The following is a 13,921-nucleotide window of genomic DNA, read 5'->3' as shown; positions in this document are numbered from 1 at the left end:
AACAGCGTAGTGGAGCATATAAGGTGATATGCCTACTTAAGGGGCGACTTGATGAGTAATGAAGTTAAGATGCAGCGCCGTTTAGGCACTATTATGTGGTTACTGGCTTGGGGGCTGGCACTGGCATTACTGACTTGGTACTTTCAACAAAGAGCCGATAGTCGCCATAACCCTAACCAGCAAGTGCAGGTTGTAAATGAACAAGGTCGTCAAGGTATTGTGCTTAAACAAAACCGCCACGGGCATTATCTTGCCAATGGTAAAATGAATAATAAGGCGGTGGTCTTTTTACTCGACACCGGCGCCTCTTTAGTGGCGGTTCCCGAGGGGCTCGCCGATGAGCTCGCACTGGCGCTAGGTCAGCCGATTAAGCTCAACACTGCGGCGGGCAGAGTAACAGGGTATCGTACGCGGATTAACTCTCTGTCTTTAGGGCCCTTTACTTTAAAGGATGTGAGTGCGGTGATTATGCCTGCCGACAGCAATGAGGTGCTATTAGGCATGAATGTACTGCGCCAATTCGAATTAACCCAACGTGAAGGGCAGATGATCATCCGCCGTTAAGGGGCAGAGAATAGGCGTATTTAGCTTGATAGCTGAGGGCTCTATTACGAGCTAACGATAAACAGTCAATGATAGGTTGAAGAACAATGCATAATGCTGAGCAAGCACACTCAATGTTAGAAAAAGAAGTTCGTTTTAATGTGACCGCCGCACTAAGTGAAGACCTAGGTGGCACCTTAGACCCCACTCGAGACATTACCGCTCAATTGTTGCCTGAGCAACAACAGGTCACCGCGCATTTAATTACTCGAGAAGCGGGCGTTTTTTGTGGTCGGGCTTTTGCAGATGAAACTTTTTTGCAATTAGGGGGCGAGGTGACGCTAGACTGGCAGGTGGCCGATGGTGATGCGGTAGTGGAAAATCAAAGACTGTTAACACTAACTGGCCCTGCGCGCGCCATTATGACAGGAGAGCGCACGGCGCTTAACTTTATTCAAACCCTGTCGGCGGTAGCAACGGTCACTCAGCGCTATGTTGCCCAGTTAGCAGGTACCAAGTGTCGGTTATTAGATACGCGAAAAACGCTACCAGGATTACGCCATGCGCTTAAATATGCGGTGACCTGTGGCGGTGGTCTTAATCATCGCATGGGGCTTTATGATGCTTATTTGATCAAAGAAAACCACATTTTTGCTTGTGGGGGAATTGATAAAGCCGTAGCTGAAGCGCGCCGCTTGCAACCCGAGAAGTCGGTTGAGGTAGAAGTCGAGTCATTAGACGAGCTGGCGCTGGCGCTCGATGCCGGTGCCGATATTATTATGATCGACAATTTCACCACAGCAGACATGCGCAGCGCCGTTGCCATGAGTGGTGGCCGTGCGCAATTAGAAGTGTCGGGTAACGTTACCCTTAGCACCATTGCCGACTTTGCCGCCACCGGTGTCGACTTTATTTCGGTAGGTGCCCTTACCAAACACATACAAGCACTCGATCTCTCACTACGAGTGGCAGGGTAAAACATAGCTGTAAGCCGTCAGCGATCAGCTAAGGATAAAACCAATGCTCAGCGCCAAGCTAAAGATAAACACCGGTTTTTTGCTTTAAGCTTGGCGCCGGGCGCTCGGCGCTGTATTTCGCTGTCATTGCGAGGAGCGAAGCGACGCGGCAATCCATCTAACAGACAGCCATCAGCTTGAAGCTAGCAGTTACTGATAACAACCGTGGCGTGTCTTGGTGTTTCTTTTTTGGGTTAACTGACAGCTTACGGCTGATAGCTTTGTTTCGACGTCTAGCCTCTGGTTAATTTATCGGCTATTGTGTGCAATTGATATTAATTTATTGGACATTTTATCTGCGTAATGATACCTTTTTTTAACAGTGTAAATTGGTCTTACCAATATTAAGACGGATTAAATGTCGAATCAGCGTATTAAACAGCCTAAACTCGCCGATACTATTGCTGCAAAAATAGAGCAGATGATAGTAGAAGGTAGCTTACAGCCCGGTCAGCGATTGCCGCCAGAGCGTGAGCTTGCCGAACAGTACGCGGTATCGCGTCCTTCGGTACGAGAGGCCATTCAGCTGTTAGAAGCCAGAGGTTTGGTATCTCGACGTCAGGGTGGCGGCACCTATGTGCAAAATGCCCTAACTAAGGGGTTAGCTGACCCCTTGTTTCAATTATTGGCGGAGCATCCTGAGTCACAATATGACTTGTTAGAGTTTCGTCATACGATGGAAGGTATCTCTGCGTTTTATGCTGCCATGCGTGGTAATGAAGCTGACTTTGATATCATTCGTGAGGCGCAACAGGCTATCGTTCAAGCTCAAGAACTGGGCGATTTGCCAGCTGAAGCCAAAGCCGCTGCCGAGTTTTATATTGCGGTCGCTGCGGCGGCCCACAACGTGGTGTTATTACACTTGTTGCGAGCCATTCAGCCGATGCTAGAGTCGAGTATTTTGCGCAATATCAAAATTTTAAACCGGCGCGTCGGTATGGTGGAAAAAATACGAGTGCATCGCGCTAATTTAATCCAATGCATACTGTCACGCGAGCCGGAGCAGGCCAGAGACGCTTGTCATGAGCACTTGGCCTTTATTGAAGAAACCTTGCTTAACATTGAGCGCGAAGAAAGCCGCATTCAGCGGTCTTTGCGTCGAAATCGACAGCAAGAATAACAAACAATGCCTTCGGCAATGATGAACCCATGGGCAGGTGCCCCAAACGAGATAGGAAACAGCCATGTCTGATATCCTGAATAATGATGTGGATTCAATAGAAACTCAAGAGTGGTTAGACTCTCTTGAATCGTTGATCCGTCAAGAAGGACCTGAGCGCGCACAATATATTTATGAGCGTCTCACCACGAAAGCCATTAAATCCGGTGTTGCTGTGGCCAGAAATGCCCACTCAGATTACGTAAACAGCATTAAGTCTGGAGACGAGCCTGAGTATCCGGGCAACTGGGATCTGGAACGTCGTATCCGCGCTATTATCCGCTGGAACTCAGTGATGATCGTACTGCGCGCTTCAAGAAAAGACTTGGACTTAGGTGGTCACATGGCCTCTTATTCGTCCAGTGCCACCATGTACGAAGTGGGCTTCAACCACTTCTACCGCGCGCCTAACGAAAAAGACGGCGGTGACTTGGTATTCTTCCAAGGTCATATCTCGCCAGGCATCTACGCCCGTGCCTTTGCAGAAGGCCGTTTAACGGCTGATCAGTTGGATATGTTCCGTCAAGAAGTAGACGGCAAAGGTATTCCTTCTTATCCGCACCCGAAACTGATGCCTGACTTTTGGCAGTTCCCTACCGTATCTATGGGCTTGGGTCCACTAAACGCCATCTATCAAGCACGTTTCTTAAAGTATTTAACAAACCGTGGCCTAAAAGACTGCTCTGAGCAGCGCGTATACGCTTACCTAGGCGACGGTGAAATGGATGAGCCAGAGTCCAAGGGTGTGATCACCATTGCGGCTCGTGAGAAGTTAGACAACCTGTGCTTCGTCATCAACTGTAACCTACAGCGCTTAGATGGCCCTGTTATTGGTAACGGTAAAATTATCGACGAGCTAGACGGTATCTTTAACGGTGCTGGCTGGAACGTGGTTAAGGTGATTTGGGGCCGCCGTTGGGACGAACTTATCGAGAAAGATAAGAGCGGCAAGCTAGTACAGCTAATGAACGAAACCGTAGATGGTGACTATCAGACCTTTAAGTCTAAAGATGGCGCCTACGTTCGTGAGCACTTCTTCGGTAAGTACCCAGAGACGCTCGAGTTGGTTAAAGGTATGACCGACGAAGAGATTTTCTCTCTTAATCGTGGTGGTCACGATCCGGCTAAAATGTATGCTGCATACAAAAACGCTGCCGAAACCAAAGGTAAGCCAACCGTTATTCTTGCCAAAACCATCAAAGGTTACGGCATGGGTGACGCGGCTGAAGGCAAGAACATTGCCCACCAGGTTAAAAACATGGACATGTCGGCAGTTAAACACTTCCGCGACCGTTTTAACCTAGAAGTAAGCGATGACAATATTGCTGACTTGCCTTATATCGAGATTAAAGAAGGCACGCGTGAGTATGAATACCTGCACACGCGCCGTAAAGCCCTTAAAGGCTACGTGCCACAGCGCCTAGAGCAATCAACTCAACAGTTGGAAATTCCTGAGCTGTCTGAGTTTGAATCTTTGCTGGGTGAGCAAAAGCGTGAAGTGTCTACTACCATGGCCTTTGTGCGTGCCTTAAACATTATGCTCAAGAACAAGTCCATTGGTGAGCGTATTGTGCCAATTTTGGCCGATGAAGCTCGTACTTTTGGTATGGAAGGTCTGTTCCGTCAAATCGGCATTTACAGCCCGAACGGCCAGCAATACACGCCGCAAGACCGTGAGCAAGTGGCTTACTACAAAGAAGACATCAAAGGCCAGGTCCTGCAAGAAGGTATCAACGAGCTGGGTGCAACTTCTTCATGGTTAGCGGCTGCTACTTCTTACAGCACCAACGACTTCCCGATGATCCCGTTCTACATCTACTACTCGATGTTCGGTTTCCAACGTGTAGGCGATTTATGCTGGGCTGCCGGTGACCAACAAGCCCGTGGATTTATGATTGGTGGTACGTCAGGTCGTACTACGCTAAACGGTGAAGGTCTACAGCACGAAGATGGCCACAGCCATATTCAAGCGAGCGTTATCCCAAACTGTATCACTTACGATCCAACCTACGTGTATGAAGTAGCGGTTATCGTACAAGACGGTCTACGTCGTATGTATGGCGAGAACCCAGAGAACATCTACTACTACATTACTACGCTGAACGAAAACTACCATCAGCCTGCTATGCCAGAAGGCGTAGAAGAAGGTATTCGTAAGGGTATCTACAAGCTAGATACAGTTGCGGGTGATAAAGGTAAAGTTCAGTTAATGGGTTCAGGCACAATCTTAACTGATGTGCGTGATGCAGCGGCTATTCTGTCTGAAGAGTACGGTATTGGTTCTGACGTATACAGTGTGCCTTCATTTAACGAACTGACCCGTGACGGTCAAGACGTTGAGCGTTGGAATATGCTGCACCCAACTGAAGAAGCGCGTGTACCTTACATCGCTCAAGTAATGGGTAGCGAGCCTGCCATTGCGGCCACCGACTACATGAAGAACTACGCAGAACAAGTTCGCGCCTTCATGCCGTCAGAAAGCTATAAAGTACTGGGTACTGATGGTTTTGGTCGTTCAGACAGCCGTGATAACTTGCGTCGTCACTTTGAAGTCAACAAGCACTACATTGTACTTGCTGCACTGAATGAGTTGGCCAAACAAGGCACGATTGACAAAAAAGTAGTTGCTGATGCCATTGAGAAGTACGGTATCGACGCTGATAAGATCAACCCGCTGTACGCATAAGGGGTAATACATGTCTAAAGATATTCTGGTGCCAGATATCGGCGCAGACGAGGTAGAAGTGACCGAGATCATGGTGGCCATAGGTGACCGTGTAGAAGAAGAGCAGTCACTACTCACCGTGGAAGGCGACAAAGCCTCCATGGAAATACCGGCCCCAAGCGCGGGTGTGGTTAAAGAAATTAAAGTAGCTGTTGGTGACGGTATTAATACCGGTTCATTAATCATGGTTTTTGAAGCGGAAGAGGGCGGCGCTGCCGCCCCAGCTGAGCAAGAACAAGCCCCTGCTGCCAAAGCAGAAAGTGCTGCACCTGCCAGTGCTTCTCGCCAAGAAATCGCTGTGCCAGATATTGGTGACGACGACGTTGAAGTCACCGAAATCAACGTTGCAGTGGGCGATGTGGTAGAAGAAGAGCAGACGCTGATTGGCGTAGAGGGCGATAAAGCCTCTATGGAAATTCCGTCTCCTGCTGCCGGTAAAATCGTTGAAATCTTGGTTGCTGTGGGCGATACAGTGAAAACTGGCTCACAAATCATGGTTTTCGAAGTGGCGGGCGAATCTGCTGCTTCTGCTCCTGCTGAGTCTGCACCTACAGCGACCCCCGTGGCTCCTGCTGCGGCCCAAGCTAAAGATGTCAACGTGCCTGACATTGGCGGTGACGAAGTTGAAGTCACTGAGGTTATGGTTGCTGTTGGTGATACTGTTGAAGCTGAACAGTCGATTCTCAACGTAGAAGGCGACAAAGCGGCCATGGAAGTACCTGCACCCTTTGCTGGTGTAGTTAAAGAAATTAAGATTGCCGTAGGTGATAAGGTTAATACCGGATCATTAGTGATGGTATTTGAAGTAACAGAAGCCGCCCCTGCGCCTAAAGCGCAAGCGCCTGCTGCTGAACCTGCACCGGCTAAAGCCGAGGCACCTAAAGCACAAGCAGCGCCAGCTGCTCCGGCTGCACAAAGCGAGTTTGTTGAAAACAACGCTTATGTACATGCCACGCCTGTGGTACGCCGCTTGGCCCGTGAATTTGGTGTCGACCTGTCTAAGGTTGCCGCAACCGGTCCTAAGAGCCGTATTCTTAAAGAAGACGTACAAGGCTATGTTAAAGGCATTATCAAGCAAGTTGCGGGTCAACCTGCGGGTGTTGCCGTTGCTGGCGGTGGTATGTCGGTACTGGCCTGGCCAAAAGTAGACTTTGCCAAGTTTGGTGAAGTTGAAGAAGTTGCCATGACGCGTATTCAAAAGATTTCGGGTCCGAACCTGCACCGTAACTGGGTTAAAATCCCTCATGTTACGCAGTTTGACGAAACTGATATCACAGAGCTGGAAGCGTTCCGTAAATCGGAGAACGCCATTGCTGAAAAGCAGAAGCTGGGTTACAAGATTTCTCCGCTGATCTTCATCATGAAGGCGGTTGCGAAAACCTTAGAAGCGTATCCTAAGTTCTGTTCTTCATTATCAGACGACGAACAGTCATTGATCATGAAGAAGTACATCCACATTGGTGTAGCGGTTGATACGCCAAACGGCTTGGTTGTACCTGTAGTACGCGATGTTAACAAAAAAGGCATTCGTGATCTGGCCATTGAACTTGGCGAAATCTCCAAGAAAGCCCGTGAAGGCAAGCTGAAAGGCGCCGACATGCAAGGTGGTTGTTTCACTATTTCGTCGTTAGGCGGCATTGGTGGCACTCAGTTCACGCCTATCGTGAACGCACCTGAAGTGGCTATTTTGGGCGTATCTAAATCAGGCATTAAGCCAGTTTGGAACGGTAAAGAATTTGAGCCTCGCTTAATTCAGCCACTGGCTCTGTCTTATGACCACCGTGTGATTGACGGCGCCGATGGTGCTCGTTTCATTACCACGCTAAGTGGTGTGTTAAATGACCTTCGTCGTTTAGCCCTTTAATGTGACAAGGCGGGCATTTGCCCGCCTTTTTACTTTCTTTTCTAATACAGAACAGTAAACTTTAGCTCGTTTCATTTGTGTGGTCGTATTGAGTCTAGGCTTTAGCAGCCAGCGCTTGAACGGGGCTAAAAATCATAATAGAGGTCACCATGAGTCAAGAAGTTAAAGCTCAGGTTGTGGTATTGGGCTCAGGCCCTGCCGGTTATTCAGCTGCTTTCCGTGCCGCCGATCTGGGGCTAGAAACCGTATTGGTTGAGCGTTACTCAACTCTAGGCGGGGTATGTTTAAACGTAGGTTGTATTCCTTCTAAAGCGTTATTGCACATCGCTAAAGTAATGGAAGAAGCCAAAATGATGGGCAGCCACGGCGTTACGTTTGCTGAGCCGACTGTCGATCTAGATAAAATCCGCAACCACAAAGACGATGTTATTGGTCAGCTTACCCAAGGTTTGGGTGGCATGGCTAAAATGCGTAAAGTAAAAGTGGTTAACGGTTACGGTAAATTTACGGGTGCTAACACCCTAGAAGTTGAAGGTGAAGAAGGTAACACCACCATCAACTTTGATAACGCCATTATTGCTGCGGGTTCACGTCCGATCCAGTTGCCGTTTATTCCGCACGAAGATCCGCGTGTTTGGGATTCAACAGGCGCACTAGAATTGCGTGAAGTACCTGAAAAGCTGTTGGTCATGGGCGGCGGTATTATCGGCCTAGAAATGGGCACTGTATACTACTCGCTCGGCTCTCAGATTGACGTGGTTGAAATGTTCGACCAAGTTATTCCTGCTGCTGATAAAGACTTGATCAAGATCTACACCAAACAGGTGAAAGATAAGTTCAACCTCAAGTTAGAAACCAAGGTTACTGCTGTTGAAGCCAAAGATGATGGCATTCACGTAACCATGGAAGACAAGAAAGGCGAGAGCGAAACCACAGTTTACGATGCCGTATTAGTCGCCATTGGCCGTGTACCTAACGGTAAACTGCTCGATGCTGAAAAAGCCGGTGTTGAAGTGGATGAGCGCGGCTTTATTCGCGTCGATAAGCAAATGCGTACTAACGTGCCACACATTCACGCCATCGGCGATATTGTGGGTCAACCTATGTTGGCACACAAAGGGGTGCATGAAGGTCACGTTGCAGCCGAAGTGATTTCAGGCCTGAAGCATTACTTTGATCCTAAAGTGATCCCTTCCATCGCCTACACCGAACCTGAAGTTGCTTGGGTAGGTGTCACTGAGAAAGAAGCCAAAGAGCAAGGCTTGAAGGTTGAAGTGGCCAGCTTCCCATGGGCAGCATCAGGACGAGCTATCGCTTCTGACTCTGCTTTTGGTATGACTAAACTGATTTTCGATAAAGAAACCAACCGCGTATTGGGTGGTGCCACAATTGGTACTAACGCCGGTGAGCTATTGGGCGAAATTGGTTTAGCTATTGAAATGGGTGCCGATGCTGAAGATATCGCATTGACCATTCATGCTCACCCAACTCTGCATGAATCTGTGGGGATGGCCGCCGAGGTATTTGAAGGTTCTATTACCGATATGCCAAACGCAAAAGCCAAAAAGAAGTAAGCTTCTTTAACTGATAAATTTAAACGCCCAGCTTAAGCTGGGCGTTTTTGTTGCTAATGTGCTGTAGCATGCAGAACTTAGCATCAGGATTAGTAAAAGTGAGCAAAGTCTTCTAGGATAAATAAAGGTATGACAAAGCCTCATTTGTAGCTTGTTTGATGTGGTGCGCTACGGATGAATAGGAAACTGACCAAAGGGTATGGGGAATAAAGATGTTATCTAAACTAGGTCACTTAAGTGTTAGAGCCAAGCTTACCTTAGGGTTTGCTTTAGTATTAGTAGCCACATTAATTACGGCTGTGGTGAGCTTTTATGCGCTGTCATCGGTATTAGAACGTTCAGACAAATTAGAGCGCGCCGGTGAAATTGATTTACTAGTAAGTAAGGCGCGATTCTTCCAAAAAAACTACATGTTGAACAATGATCCCCAGCAGCTTGAGCAGGCCAGAGCTCATGTTGATGAAGCCCGCGAAGCAGCACAAGAATTTCAGACGCTGTTAACTAAAGCGAAAGATCAAGCTATGACCCAAGAGATCCTAACTGGTACGCAAATTTATGATACCGAGTTAGAGAATATGGTTAAGCTAAATGACAGCTTTTATAAAACCTTAGACGATCTAAATGTGCTTGGTAGCTCTATACAGCAAAGACTTGAACGATTCAGCAGACGAGAAGATCAAGCCTTTAACTGGGTACAGCAATTTGTAAAAGTGCGTTTAGATCAAAAAGATTACGCGCTAAGCCGTAAACTCGATCTGGCCGATGATATTACTAGTAGACTGACGCGTTTAATTAAGACGTTAGAGGGGCGACTCGCGTTGCAATCTAATGTAGATATTCGCAGCATACTGAGCGAAATTAAGCAGTATCAACAGCATCAAGCTTTGGTAGTCGAGATAATTGATAATTTAGAAACCACAGATAAACATATTACTAAACAAGCAGTTGGCATTGCCGGTACATCTGAAGCATTGTTAGAAATACAGCAAAACCACATGAAGAAAGACAGCGCCCAGGCTAATTTTATTATTGCTTTAGTCACCCTTATTGGTTTGGCGATGGGTATCTTGTTTGCCATTATGATCACGCGTGGCGTTGTTAATCCGCTGGGCCTGTTAGTGACGCAAGCGAATCGTATTGCCGAGGGTGATCTTTCACAAGACATTACTCACAACCGTAAAGACGAACTGGGTAAGCTCATGGATCAAATGCAGATCATGACCCTAAGTTTACGTCAATTGGTGGGGGATTTACGCCAAAGCTCAACACTTATCGCCACCTCTGCAGAAGAGCTGTCTTCGGTTTCTGAGCAAAGTCGCAATGGGGTTAATCAGCAACGTATGGAACTTGAGCAAGTGTCGACTGCCATGAATGAAATGGCGGCCACGGTACAAGAGGTAGCTCGTCATGCAGAAACCGCCTTTGACTCAGCCCGTACCGCCGACAGTGAAGCCAACGACGGCAACCAAAAAGTGACCTTAACCATTGGTCAAATAGGTAAGTTGTCTGATGATATTCAAGAGTCACTGCAAAGCATTAATCAGTTAGAAGCTGAGAGTTTAAATATCGGTGGTATTCTTGATGTAATTAAAGGTGTAGCTGAACAAACTAACTTACTGGCACTGAATGCAGCCATAGAAGCGGCCCGTGCCGGTGAGCAAGGTCGAGGCTTTGCGGTGGTGGCCGATGAAGTTCGCACACTGGCACAGCGCACTCAAGAGGCAACTTCTGAAATTGAAACCTTGATCACCAACTTACAAAGTAAAGCGCAACAGTCAGTGGTGATGATGAACGAAAGCACCACTATGGCCTCAGAGACAGTGGTGATTGCCAACGAGGCTGGTGAGTCGATTCATGCGATTGCCAGCTCGGTGTCAGATATTCAGCAAATGAATAGCCAAATTGCTACTGCGGCAGAAGAACAAAGCACGGTTGCAGAAGACATTAACCGTTCAGTATTTACTATTCGTGAAAGTGCCGAACACTCCTCTGCGGCCACCGAGCAAACGGCCGCCGCCAGTGCCGAGTTAGCTCGTCAAGGTAGTGAGTTACAGCGTTTAGTGAGTCGGTTTCAACTGCCCTAACGCTGGCTGCGTAGCGGTCAGCCTTAAGCTGCCAGTTAAAAACAAAACACCGGTCCCTAAACAGGCCGGTGTTTTTTTGTTTCGTCCTTTGTTTAGCTTGGCGCCGGGCGCTCGGGGCTGATCTTTAGTTCAGCTATCACTTCTTGCCATTCCCCCTTACAATAGTCTTCCTTGTTATTCTTGAGTTGCCGTCATCATGCGCTGTTACCTGTTATGTTTGCTGTTGTGCCTTAATGCGGGCTTTGCTTATGCACATACGGCTGAAATGGAATTGAGCTCGCGTCCCAAAGTAGGCTTGGTGCTCAGCGGTGGTGGGGCTAAAGGGGCAGCGCATATTGGAGTGATCAAGGCATTAGAAGCACTGCGAATTCCGGTTGATATTGTCACTGGTACCAGTATGGGGGCCTATGTGGCAGGCATGTATGCCTTGGGACTTAGTGCCGACGAGCTAGAGCAAAAGGTGCTTACCCTAGACTGGGATCAGGGCTATCAAGACAAAGTCGGTCGCGAAGCGCTGTCATTGCGTCGTAAGCGTCAAAATGATGAATTTTTATTGCGCACCGATATCGGCATTAATCAAAACTGGCAACTCAGCTTGCCAGGGGGCTTTTTTCAAGGTCAAGCCATGGGCGCTTTACTGCGCAGCAGTACTCTTAACCTGCCTGGCTTACACAGTTTCGACAGTCTCCCTATTCCGTTTCGTGCAGTGGCCACCGATATGGAAACCGTTACTCCTGTTGTATTAAAAGAAGGGCACTTAGCCACAGCTATGCAAGCCTCTATGTCGATACCAGGAGTATTACAACCGGTCGAAATTGATGGCCGTCTACTGGCTGACGGCGGCGTGGTGAATAATCTGCCGGTTGATGTGGCACGAGAGTTGGGAGCTGACATTATTATTGCGGTCGATATTGGCGATGCCATGTTATCGCGAGAACAACTAGATGGTGCTCTGGCTATGGTCAGCCAGCTGACTAATTACTTAACTCGCTCTAGTACCGATCGTCAAATAGCCTTATTACAAGAGCAAGATGTGCTATTAAGCCCTGTGATTGAGGGGATTAGCGTGAGCGACTTTAAGCTGATGCCCGAAGCTATTCGCCGTGGTGAGCAGGCTGCCGAAGCGGTATTAGCGCAATTACAGAGACTATCGTTAAGCGAACAAGATTACTTTGCGTATCAATCAGAGAAACTCGACAAGCGATCGCAACTGCAACGCTCTAACGCAATTTACCTAGATAGAGTGGAAGTAAATAATCAGTCGCAGCTTAGCGAGCAAAGCATTCGTGATGTATTGGGAGTAGTGCCTGGGCAGTTTCACCAAACCGAAGATCTTGAAGAAGGTATACGCAGGCTCTATGCGCTAGACGCCTTTGAGCGGGTGAGCTATCGCATAGATGAGCAAAGTGGCGAGCAAGTGCTAACGGTGCAAGCCAGCGAAAAGGGCTGGGGGCCTGGGTTTATTGACTTAAAGTTTGCCTTAGAAGACGATTTTACTCGTCGCTCAAATTATGAAATTGGTGCACAGTTTCGCCGCACTAACTTTAACCAGCTAGGTGGAGAGTGGTTGCTAGAAACGACCTTTGGCAGTAATAAACAGCTGGCGGCAGAGCTGTATACGCCCATTATTTCTGACGCTAATATTTTTTGGAAATTACGCGGTGAGTACGAACAACGTCAGCGCAGCTTCTTTTTTGATAGCCATGATCCGCAATATGATCTGTTTCGCCCACTTACCAGCTTAGACGTTGATTACACCACCTGGAGTTTAAATACCGAGTTGGGCTATAACTTAAAACCTTGGAGTGAACTTGCGTTGGGGGTACAAGGCTTAGTTGGGGATCTTGAGACTCGTAATCTCGATCAACAGCTGGATGTGGATTCCCTTGGCCCTTATTTACGTTTTAGTTACGACACGCTAGATAATGTATTCTTCCCCTCAACAGGGGCGGCGGCCGAGATTAAGCTGGGCTACTTTCGTAATACTCTCGCATTTAATGATCAAGATAGCCGTGTTGCGGGTATCGACTACGAGTTAGAGTTGCTGCGCCCTTATTCGATTAATCGCCATACTTTAATTGGCAAACTGGCACTGGGCGGCTCAAGTGCCGAGCAAGAAGTCCCTGTTTTTGCCCGAAGCTTAGGGGGGCTATTTAATTTATCTGGCTATCAGCGCGATCAGCTTAGTGGTCGTTACAGTGGTTTTGTGGGGGCGCTTTATCACTATCTTTGGTTAGATAATAACTTTGGCGCTTTTCGCTCACCTGTCTATTTAGGTGGTTCACTAGAAAGAGGCGGAGTATGGAACCAAGGCGCTGATGTGAGTTGGAGCTCAGCCGTTACCGCTGGCAGTCTTTTTATTGGAGTAGACACCAACTGGGGCCCTTTATATCTGGCGTATGGGCAAGGCGAAGCGGATAAGAGCAGCGTCTATCTCTACTTTGGTAACCTGTTTAGCTTTTAACCATCATCCAGAGCTAGCTTTAGGCTCTGTAGCCCTTTGGGCAGCTGTAAGCCGCAAAAAACAGCCATACGCCGAAAAACAGCCATACGCTTTACGCCTACCGCTTTACGAAAAACCCAAACCGGTGTTTATCTTGAACGTATGGCGTACAGCGTTAAACATACCGCTTTGTTTATGCCGTTCATTGCGAGGAGCGTAGCGACGCGGCAATCCATCCAACAAACAGCCATACGCTTTACGCCAACCGTTGTACGAAAAAACCACACTGGTTTGTCTTTAACTGACAGCTTACCGCTGAGCGCTGACAGCTGATCGCTTACAGCTCCCCTTTTGGGTCTGCGATAATGTTAATGAGTTGTTTGTGTGATTTAATCGACATAAATGCGCTAAACAGCACTAAAATACATCGACTTAATCTCGTATTTGACTAAAGGCTGAAGGGGCTAGATTTTAATTGAGCGTTAAAACTTATATACTGTTACGACATCCGCT

Annotated in this window: 8 protein-coding genes; all 8 read left to right on the top strand. The window is 47.8% G+C overall.

Translation table 11 applies throughout. The annotated features are described in order from the left end of the window. The first annotated feature begins 51 nt into the window (after window positions 1-51). Complete coding sequence (locus J3U76_RS00610; RefSeq protein ID WP_208003734.1) at window positions 52-564, top strand: retropepsin-like aspartic protease family protein; 513 nt, start codon at window positions 52-54, stop codon at window positions 562-564. Between the two features lie 113 nt (window positions 565-677). Continuing rightward, window positions 678-1,520 carry a carboxylating nicotinate-nucleotide diphosphorylase gene (gene nadC / locus J3U76_RS00605; RefSeq protein ID WP_208003885.1) on the top strand — a complete coding sequence of 281 codons (843 nt, stop codon included), beginning with the start codon at window positions 678-680 and terminating at the stop codon, window positions 1,518-1,520. Between the two features lie 397 nt (window positions 1,521-1,917). Further along, the gene (gene pdhR / locus J3U76_RS00600) at window positions 1,918-2,679 is read left to right on the top strand and encodes a pyruvate dehydrogenase complex transcriptional repressor PdhR (RefSeq protein ID WP_208003733.1); all 762 of its coding nucleotides are present in this window, start codon (window positions 1,918-1,920) and stop codon (window positions 2,677-2,679) included. 64 nt (window positions 2,680-2,743) lie between these two features. Beyond that, window positions 2,744-5,404, top strand: coding sequence for a pyruvate dehydrogenase (acetyl-transferring), homodimeric type (aceE, locus tag J3U76_RS00595; protein ID WP_208003732.1), 2,661 nt, complete (start codon window positions 2,744-2,746; stop codon window positions 5,402-5,404). A gap of 10 nt (window positions 5,405-5,414) precedes the next feature. Continuing rightward, on the top strand, window positions 5,415-7,307 hold the full coding sequence (gene aceF / locus J3U76_RS00590) for a pyruvate dehydrogenase complex dihydrolipoyllysine-residue acetyltransferase (RefSeq protein ID WP_208003731.1): 1,893 nt from the start codon (window positions 5,415-5,417) through the stop codon (window positions 7,305-7,307). A 149-nt stretch (window positions 7,308-7,456) separates the two neighbouring features. After that, entirely contained in the window at window positions 7,457-8,881 is a 1,425-nt protein-coding gene (gene lpdA, locus J3U76_RS00585) for a dihydrolipoyl dehydrogenase (protein ID WP_208003730.1), read from the top strand. Between the two features lie 212 nt (window positions 8,882-9,093). After that, a complete protein-coding gene (locus J3U76_RS00580) occupies window positions 9,094-10,965 on the top strand; it encodes a HAMP domain-containing methyl-accepting chemotaxis protein (protein ID WP_208003729.1) in 1,872 nt (623 codons plus the stop codon). A 196-nt stretch (window positions 10,966-11,161) separates the two neighbouring features. Continuing rightward, window positions 11,162-13,429 (top strand): patatin-like phospholipase family protein, encoded by a 2,268-nt coding sequence (locus J3U76_RS00575; protein ID WP_208003728.1) that lies wholly within the window; start codon window positions 11,162-11,164, stop codon window positions 13,427-13,429. Window positions 13,430-13,921: the final 492 nt, after the last annotated feature.

Source organism: Oceanisphaera pacifica (assembly GCF_017498065.1).
Taxonomy (GTDB): domain Bacteria; phylum Pseudomonadota; class Gammaproteobacteria; order Enterobacterales; family Aeromonadaceae; genus Oceanimonas; species Oceanimonas pacifica.
The sequence above is the reverse complement of the archived record's forward strand: the minus strand, read 5'-3'. Positions and strand labels throughout refer to the sequence as shown.